The 25,415-nt window shown below is 74.7% G+C and carries 22 protein-coding genes and 3 pseudogenes; 12 read left to right on the top strand and 13 right to left on the bottom strand.

Features of this window, described 5'->3' with window-relative positions; translation table 11 throughout:
- Nucleotides 1-69: 69 nt before the first annotated feature.
- The gene (locus tag IE313_RS10245) at nucleotides 70-774 is read right to left on the bottom strand and encodes a GntR family transcriptional regulator (protein ID WP_189930655.1); all 705 of its coding nucleotides are present in this window, start codon (nucleotides 772-774) and stop codon (nucleotides 70-72) included.
- Between the two features lie 336 nt (nucleotides 775-1,110).
- Between IE313_RS10245 and IE313_RS10240 the strand changes: the two are divergent.
- The 4 genes and pseudogenes from IE313_RS10240 (at nucleotide 1,111) to IE313_RS10225 (ending at nucleotide 4,324) form a co-directional block, all read left to right on the top strand.
- Nucleotides 1,111-1,907: pseudogene (locus IE313_RS10240) on the top strand (putative hydro-lyase).
- Between the two features lie 34 nt (nucleotides 1,908-1,941).
- Nucleotides 1,942-2,712, top strand: coding sequence for a LamB/YcsF family protein (locus IE313_RS10235; protein WP_189930654.1), 771 nt, complete (start codon nucleotides 1,942-1,944; stop codon nucleotides 2,710-2,712).
- Between the two features lie 29 nt (nucleotides 2,713-2,741).
- Nucleotides 2,742-3,359, top strand: coding sequence for a 5-oxoprolinase subunit B family protein (locus IE313_RS10230; RefSeq protein WP_189930653.1), 618 nt, complete (start codon nucleotides 2,742-2,744; stop codon nucleotides 3,357-3,359).
- Nucleotides 3,356-4,324 carry a 5-oxoprolinase subunit C family protein gene (locus IE313_RS10225; protein ID WP_189930652.1) on the top strand — a complete coding sequence of 323 codons (969 nt, stop codon included), beginning with the start codon at nucleotides 3,356-3,358 and terminating at the stop codon, nucleotides 4,322-4,324. Before IE313_RS10230 ends, IE313_RS10225 begins: the two co-directional genes overlap by 4 nt.
- A gap of 239 nt (nucleotides 4,325-4,563) precedes the next feature.
- Here the strand turns inward: IE313_RS10225 and IE313_RS36365 are convergent.
- Both IE313_RS36365 and IE313_RS10220 read right to left on the bottom strand, forming a co-directional pair.
- Nucleotides 4,564-5,119: pseudogene (locus IE313_RS36365) on the bottom strand (SGNH/GDSL hydrolase family protein); the annotation flags it as partial.
- A 229-nt stretch (nucleotides 5,120-5,348) separates the two neighbouring features.
- Nucleotides 5,349-6,083, bottom strand: a complete 735-nt coding sequence (locus IE313_RS10220; RefSeq protein ID WP_189930651.1) for a TetR/AcrR family transcriptional regulator — start codon at nucleotides 6,081-6,083, stop codon at nucleotides 5,349-5,351.
- A gap of 90 nt (nucleotides 6,084-6,173) precedes the next feature.
- On the opposite strand from IE313_RS10220, the gene IE313_RS10215 reads away from it, so the two are divergent.
- On the top strand, nucleotides 6,174-7,235 hold the full coding sequence (locus IE313_RS10215) for an amidohydrolase family protein (protein ID WP_189930650.1): 1,062 nt from the start codon (nucleotides 6,174-6,176) through the stop codon (nucleotides 7,233-7,235).
- 244 nt (nucleotides 7,236-7,479) lie between these two features.
- Here the strand turns inward: IE313_RS10215 and IE313_RS36360 are convergent.
- From IE313_RS36360 to IE313_RS10195, 5 genes and pseudogenes are all read right to left on the bottom strand, one after another.
- Nucleotides 7,480-7,566, bottom strand: a pseudogene (locus tag IE313_RS36360) (SGNH/GDSL hydrolase family protein); the annotation flags it as partial.
- A complete protein-coding gene (locus tag IE313_RS10210; RefSeq protein ID WP_189930649.1) occupies nucleotides 7,563-8,915 on the bottom strand; it encodes a glycosyltransferase in 1,353 nt (450 codons plus the stop codon). The pseudogene IE313_RS36360 and the gene IE313_RS10210, both read right to left, overlap by 4 nt.
- Entirely contained in the window at nucleotides 8,912-10,036 is a 1,125-nt protein-coding gene (locus IE313_RS10205; RefSeq protein WP_189930648.1) for a glycosyltransferase family 4 protein, read from the bottom strand. Before IE313_RS10205 ends, IE313_RS10210 begins: the two co-directional genes overlap by 4 nt.
- A gap of 88 nt (nucleotides 10,037-10,124) precedes the next feature.
- On the bottom strand, nucleotides 10,125-11,543 hold the full coding sequence (locus IE313_RS10200) for a HEAT repeat domain-containing protein (protein ID WP_189930647.1): 1,419 nt from the start codon (nucleotides 11,541-11,543) through the stop codon (nucleotides 10,125-10,127).
- Nucleotides 11,544-11,850: 307 nt separating this feature from the next.
- Entirely contained in the window at nucleotides 11,851-12,243 is a 393-nt protein-coding gene (locus IE313_RS10195; RefSeq protein WP_189930646.1) for an ankyrin repeat domain-containing protein, read from the bottom strand.
- Between the two features lie 296 nt (nucleotides 12,244-12,539).
- Here IE313_RS10195 and IE313_RS10190 point away from each other — a divergent pair, with 296 nt between their 5' ends.
- Nucleotides 12,540-12,734, top strand: a complete 195-nt coding sequence (locus IE313_RS10190) for a hypothetical protein (RefSeq protein WP_189930645.1) — start codon at nucleotides 12,540-12,542, stop codon at nucleotides 12,732-12,734.
- Between the two features lie 137 nt (nucleotides 12,735-12,871).
- Complete coding sequence (locus tag IE313_RS10185; RefSeq protein ID WP_189930644.1) at nucleotides 12,872-14,554, top strand: ATP-binding protein; 1,683 nt, start codon at nucleotides 12,872-12,874, stop codon at nucleotides 14,552-14,554.
- 89 nt (nucleotides 14,555-14,643) lie between these two features.
- Here IE313_RS10185 and IE313_RS10180 read toward each other — a convergent pair whose 3' ends face one another.
- Complete coding sequence (locus IE313_RS10180; RefSeq protein WP_189930643.1) at nucleotides 14,644-16,143, bottom strand: SCO1417 family PLP biosynthesis transcription factor; 1,500 nt, start codon at nucleotides 16,141-16,143, stop codon at nucleotides 14,644-14,646.
- 342 nt (nucleotides 16,144-16,485) lie between these two features.
- On the opposite strand from IE313_RS10180, the gene yczE reads away from it, so the two are divergent.
- The 4 genes from yczE to IE313_RS10160 all read left to right on the top strand — a co-directional run bounded on the left by yczE (nucleotide 16,486) and on the right by IE313_RS10160 (nucleotide 20,235).
- A complete protein-coding gene (yczE, locus tag IE313_RS10175; protein WP_189930642.1) occupies nucleotides 16,486-17,106 on the top strand; it encodes a membrane protein YczE in 621 nt (206 codons plus the stop codon).
- Nucleotides 17,103-17,870, top strand: coding sequence for a glycerophosphodiester phosphodiesterase family protein (locus IE313_RS10170; protein WP_189930641.1), 768 nt, complete (start codon nucleotides 17,103-17,105; stop codon nucleotides 17,868-17,870). Before yczE ends, IE313_RS10170 begins: the two co-directional genes overlap by 4 nt.
- A 113-nt stretch (nucleotides 17,871-17,983) precedes the next feature.
- A complete protein-coding gene (locus IE313_RS10165; protein WP_229924502.1) occupies nucleotides 17,984-19,594 on the top strand; it encodes an MFS transporter in 1,611 nt (536 codons plus the stop codon).
- Nucleotides 19,595-19,860: 266 nt separating this feature from the next.
- Complete coding sequence (locus tag IE313_RS10160) at nucleotides 19,861-20,235, top strand: RNA polymerase-binding protein RbpA (protein ID WP_003977404.1); 375 nt, start codon at nucleotides 19,861-19,863, stop codon at nucleotides 20,233-20,235.
- Between the two features lie 391 nt (nucleotides 20,236-20,626).
- On the opposite strand, the gene fxsA is transcribed toward IE313_RS10160, so the two are convergent.
- The 4 genes from fxsA to IE313_RS10140 all read right to left on the bottom strand — a co-directional run bounded on the left by fxsA (nucleotide 20,627) and on the right by IE313_RS10140 (nucleotide 24,609).
- On the bottom strand, nucleotides 20,627-21,217 hold the full coding sequence (gene fxsA / locus IE313_RS10155; protein ID WP_189930640.1) for an FxsA family membrane protein: 591 nt from the start codon (nucleotides 21,215-21,217) through the stop codon (nucleotides 20,627-20,629).
- Nucleotides 21,218-21,263: 46 nt separating this feature from the next.
- The gene (locus tag IE313_RS10150) at nucleotides 21,264-22,055 is read right to left on the bottom strand and encodes a polyprenol monophosphomannose synthase (RefSeq protein WP_189930639.1); all 792 of its coding nucleotides are present in this window, start codon (nucleotides 22,053-22,055) and stop codon (nucleotides 21,264-21,266) included.
- A gap of 433 nt (nucleotides 22,056-22,488) precedes the next feature.
- On the bottom strand, nucleotides 22,489-24,105 hold the full coding sequence (locus IE313_RS10145; protein WP_189930638.1) for an amidohydrolase: 1,617 nt from the start codon (nucleotides 24,103-24,105) through the stop codon (nucleotides 22,489-22,491).
- Nucleotides 24,106-24,168: 63 nt separating this feature from the next.
- Complete coding sequence (locus IE313_RS10140) at nucleotides 24,169-24,609, bottom strand: Lrp/AsnC family transcriptional regulator (RefSeq protein WP_189930637.1); 441 nt, start codon at nucleotides 24,607-24,609, stop codon at nucleotides 24,169-24,171.
- Between the two features lie 228 nt (nucleotides 24,610-24,837).
- Between IE313_RS10140 and IE313_RS10135 the strand changes: the two genes are divergently transcribed.
- On the top strand, nucleotides 24,838-25,266 hold the full coding sequence (locus IE313_RS10135; protein WP_189930636.1) for a hypothetical protein: 429 nt from the start codon (nucleotides 24,838-24,840) through the stop codon (nucleotides 25,264-25,266).
- Nucleotides 25,267-25,415: the final 149 nt, after the last annotated feature.

Below are 25,415 nucleotides of genomic sequence, written 5' to 3'. Positions count from 1 at the left end.
GCGGATTAGGGGTCCTGGGACAGGTCCGGCGGGCGGCAGTTGCGGGGCGGCCGGCCGGGGCCGCGGCGGTCAGCCGGCCTCCTGGTCCGCCTCCGTCACCCTGCGGCCGTAGACGTGGACGAGCTGGCGCCGCGAGTCGTCCAGGTAGTCGGCGAGCAGCGCCTCCGCCTCGCGGTGCCGGCCCGCCTGCAGGGTTTCGAGGATGCGTTCGTTGCGGGTGAGGTACGGCTCGTGGAGGCGGCGGGGGTCGTCGACGAGGTGGAAGGCGAGGCGCAGTTCGGCGAAGACGCTGCGCATCAGCTCGTCGGTGCGCTCACTGCCGGCGAGGGCGACCAGTTCGCGGTGGAAGTGGATGTTGGCCGTCGAGACACCCTTCCACTCCCGGGCCCCTGCCGCCGTGCGGCCCGCCGCCACCGCGCCGGCGACCGCGCCGAGGTCGTGGGGCCGGCCGGCCAGGCCGCGTACGACGGCGCACTCGACCAGGTGGCGGGTGCGGTAGATGTCCTCGACGTCCTCGACGGTGAGGACCCGTACGAAGACACCGCGGTTGAGCTGGTGCGTCAGCAGCCGTTCATGGGTGAGCAGCCGGAAGGACTCGCGCAGGGTGTTGCGCGAGACGCCCAGCGCACCCCCGATGCCGTCCTCGGACAGCCGGGTGCCGGGTGGGAAGTAGCCCTCGGCGATACGACTCCTGAGGATGTCGGCAACCCGTTCCGCAGTACTGGTGCGCCCCAGCAGGGCGCGGTCGTCGGCAAGTTCCGGCAGTTCGGCCATGCCCGAATTCAACCGTAGACAGGAATACGAGACAACATGGGTATTGAGGGATCGTTGAACGATCCTCTACCTTGGTCCGACGGGTCGTCCAACGGTCCGGCTCCCGCACACGCCTTGTGTCCTGGCACGACGGAACAGTCCGGTTCACACGCACCCACCATCCTCAGCGAGGTGCCCCATGAGCACGACTCCGCCACCTGCCCCCGCGACACCCCCGGCCCCGGCGGCCGCGCACGAACCCCCCGACGAAGCCGGCGCGTTCGGCCGGCTGCGCGCCCTCGGACCGCGCGGACGCCATGCCTTCGCAAGCGCCCCCGCGACTCCGCATGTTCCGGGGTGCCCGGGCCGCGCACCCCCGGCGGGCGGCTCTCGGCGCGGGCGGCACGCGAGCGGTTCCGCGCCGGGGTGTCGGCGCCGACCGCCGGCTGGGTGCCGGGCCACACCCAGGTGAACCTGATCTCCGTGCCTGCCGACTGGGCCGACGAGATGCGGCTGTTCTGCGACCGCAACCCCAGGCCCTGCCCGGTGCTCGACATCACGGAGCGGGGCTCCTGGCGGACCCGCCTCGCGCCCGGCGCGGACCTGCGCACCGATCTGCCCCGGTACCGGGTGTGGGAGCACGGGGAACCGGCCGACGAACCAGGCGATGTGCTGCGGCACTGGCGCGCGGACCTCGTGACGTTCCTCATAGGGTGCAGCTTCGCCTTCGAGTGGGCGCTGACGGCGGCCGGCGTACCGCTGCGCCACGTCGAGCAGGGCCGCAACGTCCCGATGTACGTCACCGACCGCCCCTGCACGCCGGCCGGGCGGCTCTCCGGCCCCCTGGTGGTGTCGATGCGGCCCGTGCCCCCGCGGCACCTGGCCTCGGCGATCAGGGAGGGCTCCCTGACGCCTGCGGTGCACGGCGGCCCGGTGCACTGGGGCGATCCCCGCGGTCTCGGCATCGCGGACCTGGCGCGGCCGGACTACGGCGAGGCGGTGAGGGCGCAGCCGGACGACGTCCCGGTCTTCTGGCCTGCGGGGGAACGCCCCAGGCGGTGCTGACGGCGTCCCGGCCGCCGTTCGCCCTCACCCACGCGCCCGGCAGGATGCTCATCACCGATGTCCGCGACGAGCAGTACCGAACGGCCTGAGCGGCCGCACCGACCGACCCTGGAGAAGAGTTCCATGACCGCGCTCCCCATCGACCTCAACGCCGACCTCGGCGAGGGCTTCGGCCGCTGGCACCTCACCGACGACGCGGCGCTGCTGACGGTCGTGACCAGCGCCAACGTGGCGTGCGGCTTCCACGCCGGAGACGCGGCCACCATGCGCAGGGTGTGCGACCTCGCCGCCGCGCACGGCGTGCGGATCGGCGCCCAGGTGTCCTACCGCGACCTGGCCGGCTTCGGCCGACGCGCCATGGACGTGCCGCCCGAGGAACTGGCGGCGGAGGTCGCCTACCAGATAGGCGCCCTCCAGGTCTTCGCCCGCGCTGCCGGCTCGCGGGTGGCGTACGTGAAACCGCACGGCGCCCTCTACAACCGTGTCGTGCACGACGCCGGGCAGGCGGCGGCGGTGGTCGACGGGGTGCTGCTCGCGGGCGACGGCGCCGGGCTGCCGGTTCTCGGGCTGCCCGGGTCCCGGCTGCTGGAGGCCGCCGCCGGTGCCGGGCTGCCGGTCGTCGCCGAGGCCTTCGCGGACCGTGCGTACACGCGCGCGGGGACACTGGTGCCACGGAGTGAGGACGGCGCGCTGGTGACCGATCCGGGCGCCGTGGTCGAGCGTTCGGTGGGCCTCGCGCGCTCCGGCGTGGTCACCTCCCGCTGCGGCCACGACATCTCCGTACGGGCCCGCTCGCTGTGCCTGCACGGCGACACACCCGGCGCGGTGGACCTGGCCCGCCGGGTCAGGGCCGAACTCGACCGGGCGGGCGTCAGGGTGGAGGCGTTCGCGTGAGGCCGCGGCGGGGTCGGCAGGGTCCGCACATGAGCGTCCTGCCGGTGGGCGAGCACGCTCTGCTGGTGGAGCTCGACAGCGGCGACGAGGCCGAGGCGCTCCACGCGGAGCTGCTGAAGCGGCGTGCGGCGGGCTCACTGCGGGTGCGGGAGATCGTGCCCGCCGCCCGCACCGTCCTGCTCGACGGGGTGGACGATCCCGTCGGGCTGGCCGGCCGGCTGATGTCGTGGAGCATCCCGCCGCGGCCCGTGCGCGCGGGCGAGGTCATCGGTATCCCGGTGCGCTACGACGGACCCGACCTCGCGGACGTCGCGGAGGTCTGGGGCGTGCGTCCGCAGGAGGTGGCCGCGGTCCACGCGGGCACGGAGTTCCGCGTCGCCTTCTGCGGCTTCTCCCCCGGGTTCGGCTATCTGACCGGTCTGCCGGACCGCTACCGGGTGCCCAGGCGCGCCACTCCCAGGACCGGGGTGCCGGCCGGCTCCGTGGCGCTCGCCGGCCCCTACACCGGCGTGTACCCGCGCACGTCGCCGGGCGGCTGGCAGCTCATAGGGACCACGGACGCCGTGTTGTGGGACCCCGCGCGCGTGCCGGCCGCGCTGCTGGCCCCCGGGGCCCGGGTCCGCTTCCTGCCCGAGGAGCCACGATGACAGACCGGGCCGTCGCGGTGGTGCGGGCCGGGGCGCTGACGACCGTCCAGGACACCGGACGGCCTGGACACGCGCATCTGGGGGTGCCGCGTTCGGGCGCGCTCGACGCGGGCGCCGCGGCGCTGGCCAACCGTCTGGTCGGCAACGCACCGTCCGCAGCGGTCCTGGAGACCACCCTGACGGGCTGCGCCCTGCGGTCGCGGTGCACGGTGACGGCGGCCGTCGCGGGCGCGGCGTGCGCGGTGCGGGTGGACGGCCGACCGGTGGCGTGGGGGGCGCCGGTGACGGTGCCCGCGGGCGCGGTGCTGGACGTCGGTCCCGCGGAGCACGGCGTGCGCAGCTATGTGGCGCTCGCCGGCGGGGTGGCCGTGGAGCCGGTCCTCGGCAGCCGGTCCACCGATCTGCTCTCCGGCCTCGGGCCGCCGCCACTGGCCGAGGGCACCCTCCTGCCGCTGGGCCCCCCGGCGCACCCGCACGCGTGCGTGGACACCGCCCCGCAGGCCGGACCGCCCGGAGAGCTGGTGCTTCCGGTGACCTGGGGGCCGCGCCACGATTGGTTCACGGCCGCGGCGCTGGCCGTCTTCACCACACGCGCGTACCGGGTGTCCTCGGCGAGCAACCGCATAGGGCTGCGCACCGAGGGCCCGCCCCTGGAGCGCCGGGTGCCGGGCGAACTGCCCAGCGAGGGCCTGGTGCTGGGGGCCGTGCAGGTGCCGCCGGACGGCAGGCCTGTGGTGTTCCTCGCCGACCACCCGACGACGGGCGGCTATCCAGTGGTGGCGGTCGTCCGGGAGCCGGCGCTCGCCACCGCGGCCCAGGCCGTGCCGGGCACTCCGGTGCGGTTCGTCGCGGTGCGCGGGAAGGCGGCGGACGCGCGGGCACTGGGCGGGCGGGCAGTGGGCGGGAGAGCGGCGGACGGGCAGGCGGCGGACGGTACGCGCGCGGCCGCGGGAACGGACGCCTGACGCGGCGCGGCGGACGGCTCAGGGCGGCCGGGAACGGCCGCGGAGGGCGCGGCCCGGTCCGGAGCGGGTGCGGGAGGTGCCAGGCGGCCGGGAGCGGGCGGGCGCGGCTGCGGCCGGCCGGCTGCCGTGCCGGCCGCGGGGGCCTGGTCCGTCGGTGCGGACACCGGCACGGTGCGCCCGGAACCGCGCGAGCAGGATCTGCCCGCGGATGCCGGCGGCCGCCGCGGGGACCCCTCCGCGGCGGCCGGTGCGGATGCCTCCCGCGCGGTCACGGCCGCCAGGGCCGCGGCCGCCGCACGAAGGGCGTGCGCGTCGAGGCGCGCGCTGGTCCCGCGCGGCCCGGTGCCGCGCCTTTGGGCGGCCAGGGCGAGCAGTTGGGGCAGCAGGTCGGTGGACCTGCGCGGCAGCCAGGCGGTGGCCAGCCACCGCGTCCTCGTCGCCGACGGCGGCGGTGGCAGCTCGGGCTCCGCCGACGGCGGCGGTGGCAGCTCGGGCTCCGCCGACGGCGGCGGTCCGGCCGCGATGCCCCGCGTCCAGGAGCAGCCGGTGGGCGCTGCCCGCCAGCATGCGGTGTCCACGCTCGCCGGGGTGCGGCCGGTCCGCGCTCCACGTCGCACGGTCGGTGAGCCACTTCCCTTCCGCGAGGTGCAGGTGGCACGCGCCATGCCGCTCCGAGAGGGCGTACACGACGGTGTTGACCGACCGCTTGCGCCGGGCGAGCGGGCGTGCCGGCAGCCGGGGCAGCCCGAGCACGGCTCCGGGGTCGGGCAGGCAGGCGGTGGCCAGGGCCGTGCCCTACGCCGCGAACGCCGCGTAGGAGGCCGACCGGGACACGCCGGAAACGTGCCGTGGACCGCTGTGGTCAACCCCGACGGCGAGCGGCGGAGTCGCGCTCAGCGACGTGCCGGGCGACCGCGCCGGCCCCGGGCCGTGCGTAGCGTTCCGGGGGCGGTACGGAGGCGCGGCGGGAGCGGGCCAGCAGCATCGGTTTTGGACGTGCCGTTCCCCACGAGCCGCCGACGCCTCAACCGTCGGCGGCGAGGCGGCTCAGCCACTCCCTCAGCAGATGTTGCTCCGCGCTGCTGAGGGTGGTCTGTTCGGGCAGCGCTGCGCGCAAGGCGCGGGCGGCGCCCGCCGGGCCCGCGTCCTGCACGGACGGCCGTTGACTGGTTACGGCGGCGACCATGGACTCCCGCAGAGTGGCCAACAGGGCCGGGTTCCGCCGGTGCTCCGGCAGGGACAGCCAGGTGAGCACTGCGCCGCGCGCTGTGGCATGGATGATCTGGGCCGCGAGTTCCTCGTCGACCCGGAGCCAGCCGCCGGCGGCAAGGCGCCGGACACGGCCCATCAGGATCTCCATGCCGGCCTTGAAGGAGGCCGAGGCGGCCCTCGTGGGCTCGCTGTACATCAGTGTGTACAGCGCGGGGTTGGCCAGACCGAACTCGACCGCGATGTCCCAGCCGGCCCTCAGGTCCTCGACGGGGTCCCGCGGGTCGGGGTCGACGTGCTTGGTGGCGAGAAACGCGGTGAAGCCGTGCTCGGCCACCGCGTCGAGCAGCCCGTCCTTGTCGCCGAACAGCCGGTAGATGGCCGGCGGCTGCAGACCCGCCGTTTCAGCGACCGCGCGGGTGGTGACCGCGTCGCGACCTCCTCGCGTGAGCAGGTCGACGGCGGCCTCGATGACCCGCTGTCGGGCCTGTTCGCGACCAGTGGCCGCAGCGTCGGAAGCGCTGCTCCCGCTGGGTGGACGTGGCGACATGGACCAACGATACCGCGTGGACGGTTCCATCGTTAGTATCGATGATACGGTTCAAATGATTCCACTGGAACCAGCACAGAGGAGCATCACATGTCTGACCGACTTCGGATCATTGCGTTGGAAGAGCACGTCGTCCTGCCCGCGATCATGGAGGCGTGGACGCGGTCCGGGGTGCCGGAGCTGCCGAACCTGGGGTTCGGCGACAGCCCCCTCGCCCAGCAACTGCGCGACACCGCGGAGACGAGGCTTGCGCACATGGACGACCAGGGAGTCGACACGGCGGTGCTGTCGATCTCGTCACCGGGCGTGCAGAACCTGCCTGACTCGGATGCGGTCGCCGCGGCCCGCGACACCAACGACCAGCTCGCGGAGGTTGTGGCCGGCAACCCCGACCGGTTCCAGGCGTTCGCGGCGATCCCGACACAGTCACCGTCGGCCGCGGCCGCGGAGCTGGAGCGGGCGGTCACCGAGCTGGGCTTCCCAGGCGCCATGCTCTACGGGCGCACCGGATCCAAGCTCGCCGACGACCCCGAGTACGACGAGCTGTACGCCGCTGCGGAGCGGCTGCAGGTCCCCCTCCACTTCCACCCGCAGATGCCGGTGCAGGCGGTGATGGACGCCTACTACTCCCACATCGGCCCCATCGGGACCGCGCTGGCAGGGCCCGCGATCGGCTGGTACTACGACCTGGGCGTGCAGTACCTGCGAATGATCTTCTCCGGCGTCTTCGACCGGTACCCCGATCTCCAGGTCATTGCCGGCCACTGGGGGGAGGTCGTGCTCTTCTTTCTCGACCACACCGGGTTCTTCGCCGACGCCGGTGGCCTGGCCCGCCCGCTCGCCGACTACTTCAAGCAGAACTTCTGGGTCGCCGGCAGCGGCACCGTCAGCCCCCGCTACCTCCGCTGGACAGCCGAAGTCGTGGGGACCGAACGGATGCTGTACTCCACTGACTACCCCTTCACCTACGGGTTCCGCCCCGGCGGCTTCCCCTACGTGGACACCAGCGCCGGCGCCGCCCGGTCCTTCCTGGAGGACGCCCCCTTCACCGACGAGCAGAAGGCCGGCATCGCGCACCGCAACTGGGAACACCTCACGTCCCGCGCCACAAACCACACCCGGCGACCTCGGCAAGGCCTGTCACACGCCTGACCAGGCCTTGCCCTCACAAGGACCACCGCAACACCACGGAGATGTGTCTCCGCACCATCCTCGATCTGGAGGAGGAAGGCGCGGTCTCCGTGCGCGCTCGTCGCCGAGCGACTGAACCAGAGCCCCATCCTCGCCTTGACCAGCTTCTCCAGCGCCACGTTGATCAGGTCGGCCGGATCGTCCTTGGTCTGCACGGCCTCACGAATCGCCGCTGCGGCGACCTGGCAGGCCTTCTCCGTGTCCTGGACCAGCCGCGCCACCCATCGCCCACGGGATCGCCCACCTCTTCGGTGAGCGAGTCGCCGAGCGCCACGAACCGGACCGGCCTCATCCGGCGCCCTCCCGCGCGCCCGTCGCCGGCACCCGTACCGAGCCGGAGCGCGCAGCACCTGGCCGCCGCGCCTGACCGCCACCGGCGCGGGCCGGAGCCCGGTGGCCCGGCCCCGCCGTGCCCGGCCGGGCCCCGCCGCCGACGGGTGCGGCGGCCTGCGTGCGGGACGCCGGCCCCGCTTCCGGTGCGGCCGCCGGCCGCACCCGCACCTCCGCGTCGTGTGCGCCCAGGAACGCCGCCACGGCGGTGTCCCAGCCGAAGGACTCCGCACGCGTGCGTGCCGCCTCCCTGCGGTCGGCCTCCGGGCGCTCGAGCACGATGCAGACCGCGTCGGCGAAGGACTCGCCGTCGTCCGCCGCCGCGACACCGGCCGAGCCGACGATCCCGGGGAGCGCGGAGGAGGCGCTGACGACCACCGGTGTGCCGCAGGCCAGCGCCTCCAGGGCGGCGAGACCGAAGGTCTCCGCGGGACCGGGCGCAAGGCAGACGTCCGCGGATGCCTGGAGGGCGCCGAGGAGGCCGCGGTCGGCGACATGGCCGAGGAAGGCCACGGGCAGCCTGCGCTGCGCGGCGCGCGCTTCGAGGCGGGACCTGAGCGGCCCGTCACCGGCCACCACCAGACGGGCCCGGACTCCCCGCCGGCGCAGTGCGGCGAGCGCGTCCAGGGCGGTGCCCGGCCGCTTCTCGACGGACAGCCGGGAGCAGAGCACGAGGAGCAGTTCGTCCGCCCGGGCATGGGCCGCACGCAGGCCGGGGTCGGCGAGCCCCGGATGGCGGTCGTCCAGGTCGACGCCGAGCGGCGCCCTTGCGACGTTGCGCGCCCCGATGCGGACGAACTCGCGCTCGGCCCACTCGGTGGTGCACACCACCCGTGTGTACGCCCAGGCCGTACGGGAGTTGAGCGCGTCGGCGACCCTGCGGGCGACGCCGTCCGGCACGCCCCAGGTGCGCAGCACTCCGTCGGCGGTCTCGTGGGAGACCATCACCGCGGGGATGCGCGCCCGGCGCGCCCACTCGCCCGTCCAGCGCAGGGTGGTGCGGTCGGACACCTCCAGGCGGTCGGGGGCGAGGCGTTCGAGGACCCGGGCCAGGCGCCGCCGGTCGGTGAGGACGCGGTAGCCGCCGGTGCCCGGCAGCAGCGGGCCCGGCAGGGTGATGACGGTGCCCTGCTCCATCTCCTGGCACCGGGCGCGTTCGCCCGGGATGACCAGGACGGGATCGTGGCCGGCGGCGCGGTATCCGGCGCCCAGTTCGCGCAGTGCCGTCCGCAGCCCTCCGGAGGCGGGGGCCACGAAGTTCGCGAGCCGGACGATGCGCAGGCCCCGCGCGGGCGCCGGTGACGGGCTCATGCCGCCACCGCCGAGCGGGTGGCGAGCACCTCGTCGTAGTGGGCGAGGAGTTGGTCCCCGACCGCCTCCCAGGTGCGGCCCTCGACCGCGGCACGGCCCGCCGCCCCGTACGCGGCGCGCAGCCGGGCGCCGGCGGCCAGGGCGCGCACGGCTTCGCGGATCGCGCCCTCGTCGCCCGCGGGCACCAGCAGCCCGGTGCGCCCGTGGTCCACCAGGTCGAGCGGCCCGCCGGCGGCGGGTGCCACCACGGGCAGCCCGCTCGCCATGGCCTCCTGCACGGTCTGGCAGAAGGTCTCGTAGGGTCCGGTGTGCACGAACACGTCCAGCGAGGCGAATATCCGGGCCAGGTCCGTGCCGGTGCGGCGCCCCAGGAAGACGGCGCCGGGCAACTGCCTGCGCAGCGCGTCCTCGCTGGGCCCGTCACCCACCACGACGACCCGCACCCCCTCCAGACGACAGGTGTCGGCGAGGAGTTCGACCTGCTTCTCCGCCGCCAGCCGCCCCACGTACCCCACGATCACCTCGCCGCCGGGGGCGAGTTCCCCGCGCAGGACGGGATCGCGGTGCGCAGGCCGGAAACGCCCGGTGTCCACCCCGCGCGGCCACAGCCGCACCCGGGGCACGCCGTGGGCCTCCAGGTCCCGCAGGGCCGCTGTGGACGGTGCCAGGGTGCGGTCGGCGGCGGAGTGCACCCCGCGCAGCCGCCACCAGGCCGCGGACTGCCCGCCGCCCATGTAGGTGCGCGCATAGCCGGCGAGGTCGGTCTGGTAGACGGCGACGGCCGGGATACCGAGGCGCCCGGCGGCGGCCATACCGCGCACACCGAGGACGAAGGGACTCGCCAGATGGACGATGTCGGCGCGGTGCGCGGTCAGCGCGGCGGCCACCCTGCGGCTCGGCAGGGCCACCCTGACCTGGGCGTAACCGGGCAGGGGGAGGGAGGGCACACGCACCACGGGGCAGGGCGCGAAGACGTCGGCGTCCGGCCCTGCCGCGGTCGCCGGGGCGACGACCAGGGGGTCGTGGCCGCGCGCGGTGAGGTGGCGGACGGTCTGCAGGGCGCAGTGGGCCACGCCGTTGACGTCTGGGGGGAAGGATTCGCTGACGATGACGACACGCATACCCGTGTTGTCGTCGTGCCGGACGTGGCCACGTCAACGTGGATCTTTCCTGAGGAGGAACGTCCCATGAGCGTTGAGCCGTTTTCGGTCATACGGTGGGGGCGTCCGGTCCGATCCTGCTGCGCACCGCCGTCTGGACGTCCGCCTCTTCCGCGGGATCCGCGGCCAGCCTCCTGAGCTGCTCCACCACGCGGGCGTCGCCGGTCTCCGCGTACCGCGCGGCGACCTCGCGGGTCGTCTCCTCGCAGTCCCAGAGGCACTCGACGGCGAACCCCGCGGCGAACGAGGGGTCGGTGGCGGCGAGGGCGCGGGCGGCGCGGCCGCGCAGATGGGAGGAGGCGGTCTCGCGGTACACATGGCGCAGCACGGGCGCGGCGCAGACGATGCCGAGGCGTCCCGCACCGTCGACCAGCGGGCCGAGGGTCGGTGCGTCGGGGCCGTCGCCGCGCACCGCCTCGCGCAGCGCGCCGAGGACCAGGTCGCTGTCGCGTGTACCGCCGCGGCAGGCGAGCACCCTGCCGGCGGCCGCGCCCAGCGCGTCGGGCCGCTGGGCCCAGCGGCGGGCGCACTCGACCGCGGCGGTACTGCGCATGCGTTCGAACGCGGCCAGGGCGGCTTCGGCGACGGTGGCGGAAGGTGCCGCCGCTGCGGCCTCGATCAGGTCGAGGACCTGCGGGTCGTGTGTGTCGGCGAGATAGCGCAGGGCCGTGCAGCGTGCGCCGTCCGGTCCCGTGCGGGCGGCCTCGACGATCTGCGCGCGGTCCTCGGGCGCCGCGACGGCGGTCAGGCAGCGGGCGGCGGGCACGTGCAGCGCGGCGCCGCGCCGCAGGCCCTGCTCGGCCCACTCGAAGACGGCCGCGACGCTCCACTCCGGGCGGGGGCCCTGCGACCGCAACTGGCGCTGCCAGCGGTCGAAGGAGCCGTTCTCGCGCGCGGCGCGGACCCGGGCGGCCAGCGCCTGGCTGGGATCGTCGGCCCACAGCCTCCAGGGGCGCGGCTCGAAGGCGTCCCGCACGGCGGCGGCCAGTTCGGCCTCGCCCTGGGCGTCGGCCGGGAAGCGGGCCAGCACCGGTCGGGCGAGCGCCCTGAGGCCCGCGTCGTCGTCGCGCAGGGCCAGTTCGTCCAGGGCCCAGGCCCAGTTGCTGCCCGAGGCGGCGTAGCGGCGGAGCAGGACGAGCGCGTCGCGCCTGCCGTACGAGGCGAGGTGGCCCAGAACGGACAGGGCGAGGCCGGTGCGCGACTCGTCGGTGTCCAGCAGGTCCTCGGTGTCGAAGAGGTGGCGCTCGATGCCTTCGAGTCCGCCGTGCAGATCCAGGTAGAGGCGGGCGTAGTAGAGGGAGCGGTTCTCGAGCTGCCAGTCGCGACGGGGGTCACTGCACACGCACTGGTGCAGGGCCGCGAGAGCTTCGGCCCGCGGTGCGGTGAGGGCGTGCAGGGTGCCGTCGCCACGGCCGCGCTGCAGCAGGCCGAGCAGCGTACCGCTGGGCGCTATGACCGGTTCGAACATGGGAAACAGCCTCACATCAAGCGTCGACGCAACCGGGATCGTGCACTACCTGGCAGCGCGACAACACATCGAGGCACCCGTCGTCCGAAGCCTGCTGTAGACCATCTTCCTCTGCCTCTCGTCCGTGGGCCCGCGGGGCCGCTCAAGGGCCGCGCGGTGCGGCAACACCTGCCCAGCCGTCGCGTCCGTGAATCACGACGTCATGATGGCTCAGGGCTTTGGCCCACCGCGACCACATTTCTCCCGGACCGCCGCTGCCGGAGCGCCCGGCGGCCGCCGGCGGCCGCCCGAGCCGCCGCGGGGCGGCTCACTCGGCGCCGAACAGCCCGAGGAGATCCGTCTTGCCGAACATCCGGGCGGTGTCGCGCGCCGAGGGGGTGCCCGCGGAGGGGTCGGCGCCGGCCTCCAGCAGCACCTTGATGACGGCGTCCTCCCCCTTGAAGACGGCCCCGGCGAGCGGGGTCTGACCGCGGTCGTTGGCCTGGTCGGGGGTGGCACCGCGGTCCAGGAGGGCACGGACCGTGCCGGCGTGGCCGTGGTAGGCGGCGAGCATGACGAGCGAGTCGCCGCGGTCGTTGGTGAGGTTCGCGGGGACGCCCGCGTCGACGTAGGCGGCGAGCGGTTCGGTCTCGCCCTGGCGGGCAAGGTCGAAGATCTTGGTGGCGAGCTCCACGACCTCCGGGTCCGGGGCATCACTCATGTGCGGAACGCCTTTCCATGGGGCGGCTGCGCCGGTGCGGCGGGACACCTGTGCGACCGGGCGCCGTACGGGTGAATCGCCAGGGTACTGCCCGTGGCGGCCCGGAGCCGGGCGCCGCCCGAGCGAGGATCACCCCATGCCCTTGGCCGGCCCGCGCACGGCCCCGTCCGACGGAACAACACGACGACCCGCCCCGAGAGATGATCTCTTTTCACTCATTTGCAACTTTTGTCGTATAGATACGGTCTGTGAGGCTGACAGCGCTCACGGTGACCGCCCTCGACAGGAGAAAACCCATGATCCTCAGCATCTCCGGCGCGCTGCTGCTCGGCATCATCGTCTTCCTCTTCTTCCGCAAGGACGGACTGAAGCCCTCCCACGCGCTGGTCTGCTCGCTCTTCGGCTTCTACCTCTCCAGTACCGCCATCGCCCCGAGCATCCACGCCGGAGGCGCGAGCCTGGCGGGCCTGATCAGCGGCATCAAGTTCTGACGCACCGCCCGCACCTGCCGTCCCCGCGCACTGCCTGTACCCCGCACCGCCCGCCCCCTCACTCCCCCACACCCCCGCGACCCGACGCCCCCGCACACACGCACCCGCGAACCGACGCTGCCCCTCAGGAGACAGACGTGGCCCGGCGCCCCCTTCCCCGTGTCCTCGGCGGCCGGAGCACCCCGCTCGTACCGGGCCGGCAGCGGGCACGCGCCGCGGCCGCCGGTTCGGGCGGCCTCCCGCGCCCCCTGCTCACCGTCACCCGGGGACTGCGCCGTCTGGCCGCCGCGGGCCGCAGGGGCTGGGCGGCCACACCCGCGGAGCGGCGCGGACCGGTGCTCTTCCTGGCGGGCTCGGCCCTGCTGATCGTGCTGTTCCTGCCCTTCGGACCGCTGCTCGCCGTCGCCGCCGTGACGGGGGCGGCGCTCTGGCAGGGCCGCGGCGGGGCGCGTGCGGCAGGCGGCCCCGGGGACGACGTCCGCCGGCAGCGCCTGGCCGCGCTCTACGAAGCGCTCGTGCCCCACTTCTCGCTCCCCGGCGACCCGGACCCCCTGTACGCGCACGGCGGCACCTGGAAGAGGGCCTTCACGTGCCACGAGTTCGACGCGGACGGGCGCCTGTCACGCCTGGTGGTGCGCTATCCGGCGTACTTCGCGGACGGCGAGGCAGTCGCACGCGCACGCGTGGAGCATCTGGTGCACGCCAAGTCGGGCCGCGGCCGCGAGTACCGCTTCGAGTGGGACGAGGAGGTCAACGAGCTCACGGTCACCGTGCCGCCACCGCTGCCCACCGGCATCGCGGCCCAGCGGTTCGGCACGGCACCCGGCGAGACGGTACTCGGCTTCACCGACCCGACCGGCGTGCCGTGGACGCTGCCGGTGCTCGACGGCGGCGGCAGGCACGAGCGGCCGCCGGTGGTCTGGCGGACGGGCCCGCACGCCGCCGAGCCGCACCTGCTGGCCGTGGGCGGCCCGGGCAGCGGCACGACCACACTGCTGCGCTCCCTCGCCCTCCAGGCGCTCCGGCACGGGGACGTACTGATCGTCGACGGAGCCGGCAGGGGCGAGTACACCTGTCTGAGGGGCCGGCACGGTGTGCTGGCCGTGGAGTGCGGGCTGTCCGGGGCACTGGCGGGCCTCGAGTGGGCGGCGCACGAGACACGGCGGCGGCTGATCACGCTGAACCGCGCACGGCAGGCTGGCCACCCGCCGCCCGAGGACGCCCGCCGCCCGCTGTGGCTGCTGCTCGACCGGCCCGCACCGCTCGGCGACCTCGCGGCCGCCCACGGCCGCCCGGACCCCCAGTCACTGCTCCAGGTGCCCCTGCGGCACGGCCGCACCGCACGGGTGACGGTCGTCGTCGCCGAGCGGACGGACACGCTGGACGCCCTCGCGCCGGTCGTCCGGCAGCACGCACGCGCACGCGTGGTCCTCGGTCCGGCGCCGGACGGGCTGATCGAGGATGTGCTCGGCGCACCCCCGCACACCACTCCCACGCCCCACGTCCCGCCCGGCCGCGGCTATGCCCGACTCGGCACCGGCCCCGCGCTCCGGCTCCAGGTGCCGGCGACCCCGGACCCCTACGACGACGCGGCGAACGCGGTACAGCGGCAGGCCGTCCTGGACCTGCTCCCTGACCGGGCACCCCGTAGCGGCGCACCGGAGAGCACCACCCCGGGGGCGGCCCCGGGAAGGACCGCCAGGAAGCGGGCTCCCGAGACCGCTTCGCCGCGACGCCCGTCCTCTCCCGCGCCGGCCGCAGATCCGGCAGCAGCCGCTCCGGTGCCGGCGGTGCCGGCACCGGCCCCCGCCGGCCACTGAGCGCCGCAACGCCCCGCCCGGCGCTGGGACACCGCGCGTCCGCCCGGGCACGGCACACCGCCGACCGCGCCCCGGCCCGGCCCGCGCCGTCAGGCCACGAACGTCCTCGGCGACTCGGCGCCGCCGGTCGCGCCCTCGGCCACCAGACGGGCGGCGGACGCCAGCCGAACCGCCGCCTCCTCGGCGACCGCACCCCCCACGGTGAACGGCAGCCGTACGAACCCCTCGAAGGCGCCGTCCACCCCGAAGCGCGGCCCGGACGGCACGCGCACCCCCACCCGCTCCCCCACCTCGGCCAGCCGCGACCCCGACAGGCCGCCGGTGCGCACCCACAGGGTGAGGCCGCCGGAGGGCACCGCGAAGTTCCAGTCGGGCAGTGCACGCCGCAGGGCGGCGACCAGGGCGTCGCGGTTCTCCCTGGCCTGCACGCGCCGCACGTCCACGGCCGCCTCCCAGCCCCCGGTGCTGAGCAACCAGTTCACGGCCAACTGTTCGAGGACCGGGGTGCCCAGGTCCGCGTAGGCGCGGGCGGCCACCAGACTGCGGATGACATCGGGGGCGGCACGCACCCATCCGATGCGCAGCCCGGCCCAGAACGCCTTGCTCGCCGACCCGACCGTGATCACCGTGGCACCCGCCGGGTCGAAGCCGGGGACCGGGCGGGGCATGGTGACGTCCGGGTCGAGCCACAGCTCGCTCATGGTCTCGTCGACGACGAGCACCGTGCCCGCGGAGCGCGCCATGTCGACCAAGCGGCGGCGCTGGTCCTCGTCGGCCAGCGCGCCGGTGGGATTGTGGAAGTCCGCCACCACGTAGCCGAGCCGCGGCGCCGCGTCCCGCAGCACCTGCCGCCACCGCTCCAGGTCCCACCCGGCGAGCCCCTCCGCCATGGCGACCGGGACCAGCCGGGCGCCCGCCTCGCGCATCAGTTGGAGGATGTTGGCATAGCTCGGCGACTCCACGGCGATCCGCTCGCCGCGGCCCGCGAAGAGGTGGCAGATCGCGTCGATGGCCCCCATGGCGCCGGTGGTCACCATGATCTGCTCCGGCATGGTGGGCACACCGCGGGCGGTGTAGCGCTCGGCCAGCGACTCGCGCAGCGCGGGCAGGCCCGCCGGGTAGTCGCCGTGCGTGTGCGCGTACGGCGGCAACTCCTCCAACGCGCCCTGCACGGCCCGGGTGAGCCAGGGCTCGGGGGCCGGCAGCGAGGCGCAGCCGAGGTCGATCATGGAGCCGAGCGCCTCGGGCGGCAGCGGCTCCAGGCCCCGCGCGGGCAGTGGATTGCCCGCCGGCACCGCGGTCCAACTGCCCGCGCCCCTGCGGGACTCCAGGAACCCCTCGGTGCGCAGCTCCTCGTAGGCCGCGGCGACCGTGGTGCGGCTGACGGAGAGCGCCACGGCCAGCTCGCGCTCGGCCGGCAGCCGCGCCGCGACCGGAACCCGGCCTTCGAGGACGAGCAGCCGGATGCCGTCCGCGAGCGCCCGGTACGCGGGCGGGCGCCGGGCGCCGGGGCCTGCCGGGCGGTCCTGCTGGGAGCGGAGCAGCCGGGCAAGCTGCGTCGATCCCACGGCCGAAGTCCACTGCGCCATGGAGATCAGTCCACCTTCCTCGGATTGGCCATGGATGGCCCACCTTTACAAGCCACAGAGTGACATGCATCAGTCCATCATTGCCACAGGGGGGCCACCTTGTCCGAGCCGACCGCCCCGACCGACCCGACCGCCCCGACCGCCCCGCCGACATCGACCGCCGCCCCGAGCGTCCCGACCGTCCCGACCGAACCACCGGCAAGCGTCCCGACCGTCCCGACCGAACCGCCGGCACCGTGTGCACCGCCCGCACCGCCCGCACCGCGCCCCGAGGAGCCGGGCTCCGCCACCGCCTCGCCGCCGGCAGCGGCCTTAGGGGCCGCACGCCTCGCCCGCCGCCTCGTGCGGCTGTACGTGGGCCTCACCCTGTACGGCACCAGCTCGGCCCTGCTCGTGGCCGCGGGACTCGGCCTCGGACCATGGGGCGCGCTCCACCAGGGCCTCGCCGAACGCACGGGCCTGTCGATGGGCGAGGTGACCATCCTGGTGGGCGCCTTCGTCCTGCTGCTGTGGATACCGATCCGGCAGCGGCCCGGTCTCGGCACCGTCTCCAACGTCCTCGTGGTGGGCATCGCCACGGACGCCGCCCTGGCTGTACTGCCGCACCCCGGGGCACTGGCCGTCCGCATCCCGCTGATGGCCGCGGCCATCGTGCTGAACGGCCTGGCGACCGGCCTCTACATCGCCGCCGACTTCGGCCCCGGGCCCCGCGACGGCCTGATGACCGGCCTGCACCGCCGCACCGACCGCTCGATCCGGCTGGTGCGCACGCTCATCGAGGTCACCGTGCTGGCCACCGGCTTCGCGCTCGGCGGCACCGTGGGCGCTGGCACACTGCTGTACGCGGTGGCGATCGGCCCGCTCGCCCAGTTGTCCCTGCGGGTCTTCACCCCTCGCCCGGCATCCGCCCGCAGCACCACCGTGGCCGATCGGTCACCGGGGGCCGCCATACTGCGGCGGTGACCACGCAGATACGCCACCCCTATCTGGACCACCCCGGCCCCCTCGCCTTCGCCCACCGCGGCGGCGCCGCGGACGGCCTGGAGAACACCATGGCCGCTTTCCACCACGCGGTCGACACCGGCTACCGCTACATCGAGACGGATGTGCACGCCACCGCGGACGGCGTCCTGGTCGCCTTCCACGACGCCACGCTCGACCGGGTCACGGACGGCACGGGCCGGATCGCCGACCTGCCCTGGCGGGCGGTGCGGCAGGCCCGGGTGGCCGGCAGCGAACCCGTGCCGCTCTTCGCGGAGCTGCTGACGGCCTTTCCCGAGGTGCGCTGGAACGTCGACGTCAAGGCGGAGCCCGCGCTGGCACCGCTGCTCGACCTCGTCCGGCGCACCGGCGCCTGGGACCGGGTGTGCGTGGGCTCGTTCTCCGAGGCACGCGTCGCCCGCGCGCAGCGACTCGCCGGGCCGCGGCTCGCCACCTCGCTGGGCACCCGGGGCGTCCTCGGCCTGCGGTTGGACTCCTACGGGCTGCCCGCACGGCCGCGCCGGTCGGCGGTGTGCGCCCAGGTGCCGGTGGAGCAGTCCGGCGTGCGGGTGGTCGACCGGCGCTTCGTGCGCGCCGCCCACGCCCGCGGACTCCAGGTGCACGTGTGGACCGTGGACGACCCCGATCGGATGCACCGGCTCCTGGACCTGGGCGTGGATGGCATCATGACCGATCAGATCAAGACCTTGCGTGCGGTCCTCGAAGAGCGGGGGAGCTGGGTCTGAGCGGCGGTGCGCACGGCAGGGCACGCGCGTGCGTGCCGCGTCGGTCGCGCGTGAGGGCTCGCTGCGGACCCCTCCGGGGCACGGTCCGAGGCGAACGGGAGGCGAGGACGCGGGTGAGAGGCGACACCGTGGGAGCCGCGGCGGACGGCGCGGGAGAGGCCGGCGCGGACGGGTCCCGAGCGGGGGCCGCAGCCCGCACAGGCCCGGCGGCCGGGGACCGCCTCCCGCACCAGGAGGACCCCGCGCCCCGGCGGGAGGCCGCGCCCCGCTCTGACGGCGGGGCCCAGGCGCACGCGACTCCCCGGCCGGGGAGCACCGTCCAGCCGGGCGGTCCGGCCCGGGAGCACGACGCGGCCCCGCCCGTCGGCGCCCCGACCGCCCACGCGCCGTCCGCCGATGCCGCGGCACGGCGCAGCCAGCAGCGCGGCTGGTACTTCTACGACTGGGCTTGCTCCGTCTACTCCACCAGCGTGCTGACCGTGTTCCTCGGGCCCTACCTGACGGACGTGGCCAAGACCGCGGCCGACGCACACGGCTATGTGCATCCCCTGGGACTGACCGTGCGGGCCGGGTCCTTCTTCGCCTACTGCGTGTCCGCCTCCGTCATCCTGGCGATCCTCGTGATGCCGCTCGCCGGCGCCGCCGCCGACCGCACCGGACGCAAGAAGCCCCTGCTGGGAGCCGCCGCCTACCTGGGAGCGGCGGCGACCGCCGGCATGTTCTTCCTGGACGGCGACCGCTACCTCCTCGGCGGGCTGCTGCTGATCGTCGCCAACGCCTCGGTCGCCGTCTCCATGGCGCTCTACAACTCCTACCTCCCGCAGATAGCACTGCCCGAGGAACGTGACGCGGTCTCCTCGCGGGGGTGGGCCTTCGGCTACGCCTCCGGCTCCCTCGTGCTGCTGGTGGACCTGGGGCTCTTCACGGCCCACGACGGCTTCGGCGTCTCGCAGGGCACGGCGGTGCGGATCTGCCTGGCCACGGCCGGCCTCTGGTGGGGCGCCTTCACCCTGGTCCCGCTGAGCCGGCTGCGCGACGTGCCGCGTGGTCCGGCCCGGGCGGCCCGGGAGGCGGGCGGAGCCGTGCAGGGCTGGCGGCAACTGGCCGCGACCCTCGGGGACATGCGCCGCCGCCCGCTCACCTTCGCCTTCCTCCTGGCGTACCTCGTCTACAGCGACGGCATCCAGACCGTCATCTCGCAGGCGTCCCTGTACGGCGCCGAGGAACTCCGCCTGAGCCAGTCCACCCTGATCACCGCGGTCCTGCTGGTGCAGGTGCTGGCGGTCGGCGGGGCGCTCGGGACGGGCAGGCTGGCCCGCGCCTACGGGGCGCGGCGCACCATCCTGGGCTCGCTGGTGGCCTGGACGGCGACACTGGCCGCCGGGTACTTCCTGCCCGCCGGTGCCCCTGGCTGGTTCTACGTGCTCGCGGTCGCCATCGGCCTGGTGCTCGGCGGCACCCAGGCGCTCTCCCGTTCGCTCTTCTCCCATCTGGTCCCGCGCGGCAAGGAGGCCGAGTACTTCGCCGCCTACGAGATGAGCGACCGCGGGCTGGCCTGGGTGGGACCGCTGATCTTCGGGCTGACCTACCAGCTCAGCGGCAGCTACCGCGCCGCGATCCTGTCGCTGGTGGCCTTCTTCGTCATCGGGTTCGCCCTGCTCACGAGGGTTCCGGTACGGCGGGCGATCGAGGCCGCGGGCAATCCGGTGCCGGAGCGGATTTAGCGCCGGAGGGCAAAGGCCGGTAGTGTACGCGTTTGGCCTGCCGGGCGGACCGTTACTGCGCGTCAGAGAAGAGGAGACGCTGGGTGACATCTCCTGTCAGATGTGACAAACCGGGCGACGGCGGGTACGGAACTGGTTGGCAAGGCTGCGGCTACGACGGCGACGCATGACCCTGAACGGGAATCTTTACCGCCGACCGGACGTTGACCGGATGACGACGACAGCGACACCTGTCCTGTGGGCATCAAGCCCGGGAGGCACGATTCATGAGTGAGCGAGCTCTTCGCGGCACGCGCCTCGTGGTGACCAGCTACGAGACCGACCGCGGCATCGACCTGGCCCCGCGCCAGGCCGTGGAGTACGCATGCGAGAAGGGGCACCGCTTCGAGATGCCCTTCTCCGTCGAGGCGGAGATTCCGCCGGAGTGGGAGTGCAAGGTCTGCGGGGCCCAGGCACTCCTGGTGGACGGGGACGGACCCGAGGAGAAGAAGGCGAAGCCCGCGCGGACACACTGGGACATGCTGATGGAGAGGCGCACCCGCGAGGAACTCGAAGAGGTCCTTGAGGAGCGCTTGGCCGTCCTTCGTTCCGGTGCCATGAACATCGCCGTTCATCCGCGGGACAGCCGCAAGTCCGCCTGAGCCCCTCCGGGGGCGAAGCACGTGCGCAGCCGCGGGCCGCGACCTTCGGGTCGCGGCCCGCGGCTGTGTGTGCGTACCCGACGGTGAAACCCGTCAGGCCCGCGGCCATGAGCTGCGGACCGGGCGGCGCCATCGGACACGGACCGGGCGGCGAAGAAACACTGAAGCGAGGGCGAAAGGGTCGCGCCACCCCCTCGGACGCACCACCCGGACACCGCGCACAGGGCGACCAACCGGCGCACACAAGGCAACCACCCGGCCTGGGGCGACCCCCGGCACAAGGGCGCACCGGCCCGACAAGGGCGCACGGGCCTGTTAACAGGGCTTGAAACCGGACTGCCGGTGAGCGGTGGCTGGAACCGGGCCGCAGGTGGAGGGTGGCTGGAAACCGTCAGCCGGTGAGTGGTGGGCGGGGTCCCGAGTCGTTGCGGCGGGTGGGCGGCTCGTCGTCCTGGACCACCTCGCCCTGGACGACCTTGCCGTCCTTCTGGTGCATCCGTGCCTGCTGGAAGGCGTCTCCCCAGGTACCGGGGACGGCCGTGCGCAGCCTGCGCTCCATCATCCGCTCGGCGGCCCGGCTCACCGCCTGGCGGACGGGCGGAACGAGCAGCAGCAGCCCGAGGACGTCGGAGAGCGGGCCCGGGACGATCAGCAGCAACCCGGCCAGCATGAGCAGGCCGTTGCCCTCGGTGTGCTGCTCGTCGTGCTGCTCGGCCTGCGGATCGGCGGCCCCGCGCGTCTTGAGGGTCCGGTTCAGGTTGCGGAAGGCGCGACGCCCGGCCCGCTTGATCACCGCACCGCCGGCCACCACCGCGGCCGCCAGCAGCAGGAAGACGGTGAAACCGCCGGCCGCGCCCCCGATCAGGACCAGCAGCCAGATCTCCAGGACCACCCACACGGCGACGCCGAGCGGCAGCAAGGCGCGGACGCGCGAGCGCCGGGGCCTTGTGGAACGGGTCGGGGGCGGTGCACCTGTGGTCATGCCTCCAGTGTGCCTGGGCGTGTACCGGTCCTGCACCGGCCCCGGGTTACTTCCCGCGGGGGTTCAGCAGCTTGCCGACCCGCTCGGTCACACCCCACGAGGTGACGCGCCAGAGCGCCTCCACGACGATGTCCCGGCTCATCTTGGAGTCTCCGTGGGCCCGCTCCACGAAGGTGATCGGCACCTCGACGACCTGGTAGCCGGCCTTGACCGAGCGGCGGGCCAGGTCCACCTGGAAGCAGTACCCCTGGGAGGCGACCTGGTGCAGGCCGAGCCCTTCGAGGGTCTCGCGGCGAAAGGCGCGGTAGCCGCCGGTGATGTCCCTGAGCGGCATGTCGAGCATGAGCCGCGAGTAGGTGCTGCCGCCGCGGGAGAGCAGTTCGCGGGACTTTGGCCAGTTGACGACGCGTCCGCCCGGCACCCAGCGGGAGCCCAGGACGAGGTCGGCGTGGCCGAGCGCGGTCAGCAGGCGGGGCAGTTCCTCGGGCTGGTGGGAACCGTCGGCGTCCATCTCGATCAGCACGCCGTAGTCCCGCTCCAGGCCCCAGCGGAAACCGGCCAGATAGGCGGCGCCCAGGCCCTCCTTGCCGGTGCGGTGCAGCACGTGGACGTGATCGTCCACGGCGGCGAGTTCGTCGGCGAGCTTGCCGGTGCCGTCCGGGCTGTTGTCGTCGGCGACGAGGACGTGCACCGCGGGCACGCTCTCGCGCACCCGGCCCACGATCGCCTTGATGTTCTCGGCCTCGTTGTAGGTCGGAATGATCACCAAGGCCGTGCCGAGCGGGCCGAAGCGGCTCCCCCGGTCGGGCGCCGTGGACACCCCATCGCCGTCGTTCACTCACTGCCCCTTCTGTCGTAACCGGGACCACCATAATGGCCGCGGCCTGGGGCGCCGTGCCGGCAGGGCCATTGCGGCCGCGCGGGGCACGGCGCACGGCGGACCGGCCAGGACGCCCGCCGTCCCGGCCCGGGACCCGCCGGCTGCGGATCGGCCGAGGGCCGTCGCCACCGGGCGTTGGGGCCCGTGGGGCTCGCGCCCTCCTCCTTGTTCCCGAGCTGGCGGGGAGGGACACCCGTCCGGCCGGTACGCCCCCGCGGAGCTTGCGCGAGGGCGTCCGATGGTGGGCCCGGTGCCGGGCCCACCGGCGGCGGCCTTGCGCCGACAGCCGCACCAGCCGCGGCCTTCCGGGAAACCCCGGGTCAGCGCGGAGGCATCCCCGACGGGGGCGCACCGTGGACGGCCCCGGCCGGGGCAGTGCGGCACCGGGACATCACTCGGGCGGCCGCAGGTGGACCGTGCGCCCGGCCACCACCGTGCGCAGGCAGAGGGGCAGTTCGCGGCCGGGGCCGAGATCCGGCAGGCCCGGGACGCCCGAGCGCGGGTCGGTGGACCAGCGCGCCACGCGCTCGTCGGGCGCCCGCACCACCAGGTCGCCGGTCTGCCACACGGCGTAGTCCGCGGGCGCGCCCGGCACCAGGACCCCCGCGTCATCACGGCCCGCGGCCCGCCAACCGCCGCGGGTGTGCGCCGTGAACGCGGCCCGCACCGGCACCCGGTGCTCGGGCGTGCGGTGGTAGGCGGCCGCCCGCACCGCGGCCCAGGGCCCGAGCGGCGTCACGGGGCTGTCGGAGCCGAGCGCGAGGGGCACCCCGGCGCGCAGCAGCGCGGCGTACGGGTTGAGGGTGCGGGCCCGTGCGGCGCCCAGCCGCTGCGCGTACATGCCGTCCTCGCCGCCCCACAGCTCGTCGAAGACCGGCTGCACGGACGCGGTCAGACCCAGCTCGGCGAAGCCGGCGACGGTCTCGGGGGTGAGCATCTCGGCGTGCTCGACCCGGTGCCGCGCGGCACGCACCCGGGCGAGGCCGACCCGCTCCGCGGCACTGCGCACCCCCTCGACGACGGCGGTCACGGCCGCGTCGCCGATGGCGTGGAACCCGGCCTGGAGCCCGGCCTCGGTGCACGCGGCGACATGGTCGGCGACGTCGGCGGCGGTCAGATAGGCGGTGCCGGTGTGCTCCGCGTCGGCGTACGGCGCGTGCAGGCAGGCGGTGCCCGAGCCGAGGGCGCCGTCGACGAAGAGGTCTCCCGCCGCGCCGATGGCGCCGAGGTCGCGCACCCGGGCGGCGTCCTTCTCGTCACTCACGCGTGCCGCCCAGTAGCCGAGCACGCGCGGGCTGGGCTCCTCGGCCGCCAGGGCGAGCAGGCCGACGAGGTCGTCCTCGCTGGAGATCTCGGGCCCACCGCACTCGTGCAGTGCCCCGATGCCCAGCGAGGCGGCGTGCCGCAGGGCGGTGCGCTGGGCCTCGGTGCGCTGCCGCGCGGTGATGGCCCCATAGGCGGCGGCCCGTACCGCGTGGTGGGCGTCGCGGGTGAGCGGCCCGTCGGCGCGGTAGCCGGGGCGCTCGGCGATGCCGGGCACCAGGTCGAGCAGGGCGGTGCTGACCGCGGCGGAGTGCACGTCGATACGGGAGAGGTACAGCGGCCGCCCCCCGGTGGCCGCGTCGAGTTCCGTACGGGTCGGCGGCCGGCCGCCCGGCCAGCGTGCCGCGTCCCAGCCGTGGCCCAGCAGCACCCGGTCGCCCGGGCGCGCCGCGGCGTGCTCGCGGACCTGCCGGAGTGCGTCGTCGAGCGAGCCTGCCGCGCTCAGGTCGAGGCCGGTGAGCGCGAGGCCGGTGGAGGTGGCGTGCACATGGGCGTCCGTGAACGCGGGGGTGACCAGGGCGCCTTCGAGGTCGACGGTCTCGTCCACGCCGTCGGCGAAGCCGTCCGCCGCGCCTTCCGATCCGATCCAGGCCACCTGCCCGCCCTCGGTGACCATGGCGGTGGCGCCGGTTCCCGCGGGGGTGTGGATGATGCCGCGGCGCAGCAGCGTCGTGCGGTGAGTCATGCCACCAGTGTCCCCGCAGCGGCATCCGGCCGGCTCCGGGACACCCCGCTCGGCGGCCGGGACCTACAGGCGCGGCGGCCGGGCCTCGTACGGGGTGGAGAGGACGACCGTCGTACGCGTCGAGACACCGGCGAGTGAACGGACCCGGGCCAGGATGTGCTCCAGTTCGTAGGGGGTGGCGACCCGGACCTTGAGGATGTAGTTCTCGTCACCGGCGACGCTGTGGCACGCCTCGATCTCGGGCACCTCGGCCAACCGCTCCGCGATGTCGTCGGGCGCGCTGGGGTCGAAGGGCTTCACCGAGATGAAGGCCGTCATCGGCAACCCGACGGCCTCGGGGTCGACGACCGCGGTGTAGCCGCGGATGACGCCGCGCTGCTCCAGTCGGCGCACCCGCTGGTGCACGGCCGACGTGGACAGACCGGTGGCCTTGCCCAGGTCCGTATAACTCATCCGCCCGTCCTCGACGAGCAGCTGCACGATGCGCCGATCCAGCTCCTCCATGGCCCAAGAACCTACAGGGCCGTTCTTCTCCCGGGACACTCGAGCGACGGGTGAGGCCATGCCGCTCAAAGGCGGACGTCAGACACCTGAGTGCCCATGTGATGAAAACCACAATGTTCGGGGCACCTGGGTGGGCATGCCGCGATTACCCGGAGGGCGGGACGGGAAATGCTTGCTGTGGTCGAGGCCGCAGCGGCTGGTCGGCCCACCCGAGGGGGATACACATCCATGCAGAGCCTGAAGCGCCCCGGTCGTCCTGCCCGCACGAGGCAGCAGCCGGTTCCCGAGCCCGCGCCGGAGGGTGTCGAAGCACCCGACGCCGAGTTCGACCTCGACGACATGTTCGAGACCTACCGGGTGATCTGCCCGGACTGCGCCCAGTCCATCGCGCTCCTCGCGGACGAGGACGTCCTTCCCGAGCACGCGCTGTGTCCTTCGCCCTGGGACCCGTTCGGCCTCCAGGTCTGCGCCGGTACGGGCCGGGCGGCGGCGGACGCACTGTCTCCCGACACCTCGTCAGACGCCCAGGAGCAGGAGGCGGCGCTGCTGCTGACGCTCCCCCAGAGCCTCGACTGGCGCACCCAGCCGTTCTCGCACGTGGGCGGGCCCGGCTCCCGGCCGATGCAGGCCCCGCAACTGCGGAGCCCGGCGGCCTGAACCGGCCCGCGCCGGTACGCGGGCGACGGGCGCCGGCCGGCACCGGCCTGCCGCCGACACCGGTCGCGCCCGGCGTCCGCCCGCCTGTGCCCCGCGGCGCGTGAGCCGACGGAGGACGGGCACGGGCGCTGGCCGGTGTGCCGTGGCCG

Source organism: Streptomyces sulfonofaciens, assembly GCF_014656295.1.
Taxonomy (GTDB): Bacteria; Actinomycetota; Actinomycetes; order Streptomycetales; family Streptomycetaceae; genus Streptomyces; species Streptomyces sulfonofaciens.
This window is presented reverse-complemented; position numbering and strand designations above follow the sequence as displayed.

Coding starts and splice junctions, on each gene's coding strand:
- IE313_RS10145 (WP_189930638.1), bottom strand. CDS start 24,105: ATGACTCACCGCACGACGCTGCTGCGCCGCGGCATCATCCACACCCCC.
- IE313_RS10225 (WP_189930652.1), top strand. CDS start 3,356: ATGACAGACCGGGCCGTCGCGGTGGTGCGGGCCGGGGCGCTGACGACC.
- IE313_RS10200 (WP_189930647.1), bottom strand. CDS start 11,543: ATGTTCGAACCGGTCATAGCGCCCAGCGGTACGCTGCTCGGCCTGCTG.
- IE313_RS10230 (WP_189930653.1), top strand. CDS start 2,742: ATGAGCGTCCTGCCGGTGGGCGAGCACGCTCTGCTGGTGGAGCTCGAC.
- IE313_RS10180 (WP_189930643.1), bottom strand. CDS start 16,143: ATGGCGCAGTGGACTTCGGCCGTGGGATCGACGCAGCTTGCCCGGCTG.
- IE313_RS10220 (WP_189930651.1), bottom strand. CDS start 6,083: ATGTCGCCACGTCCACCCAGCGGGAGCAGCGCTTCCGACGCTGCGGCC.
- IE313_RS10140 (WP_189930637.1), bottom strand. CDS start 24,609: ATGGAGGAGCTGGATCGGCGCATCGTGCAGCTGCTCGTCGAGGACGGG.
- IE313_RS10235 (WP_189930654.1), top strand. CDS start 1,942: ATGACCGCGCTCCCCATCGACCTCAACGCCGACCTCGGCGAGGGCTTC.
- IE313_RS10135 (WP_189930636.1), top strand. CDS start 24,838: ATGCAGAGCCTGAAGCGCCCCGGTCGTCCTGCCCGCACGAGGCAGCAG.
- IE313_RS10190 (WP_189930645.1), top strand. CDS start 12,540: ATGATCCTCAGCATCTCCGGCGCGCTGCTGCTCGGCATCATCGTCTTC.
- IE313_RS10160 (WP_003977404.1), top strand. CDS start 19,861: ATGAGTGAGCGAGCTCTTCGCGGCACGCGCCTCGTGGTGACCAGCTAC.
- IE313_RS10210 (WP_189930649.1), bottom strand. CDS start 8,915: ATGAGCCCGTCACCGGCGCCCGCGCGGGGCCTGCGCATCGTCCGGCTC.
- IE313_RS10245 (WP_189930655.1), bottom strand. CDS start 774: ATGGCCGAACTGCCGGAACTTGCCGACGACCGCGCCCTGCTGGGGCGC.
- IE313_RS10195 (WP_189930646.1), bottom strand. CDS start 12,243: ATGAGTGATGCCCCGGACCCGGAGGTCGTGGAGCTCGCCACCAAGATC.
- IE313_RS10215 (WP_189930650.1), top strand. CDS start 6,174: ATGTCTGACCGACTTCGGATCATTGCGTTGGAAGAGCACGTCGTCCTG.
- IE313_RS10205 (WP_189930648.1), bottom strand. CDS start 10,036: ATGCGTGTCGTCATCGTCAGCGAATCCTTCCCCCCAGACGTCAACGGC.
- fxsA (WP_189930640.1), bottom strand. CDS start 21,217: ATGACCACAGGTGCACCGCCCCCGACCCGTTCCACAAGGCCCCGGCGC.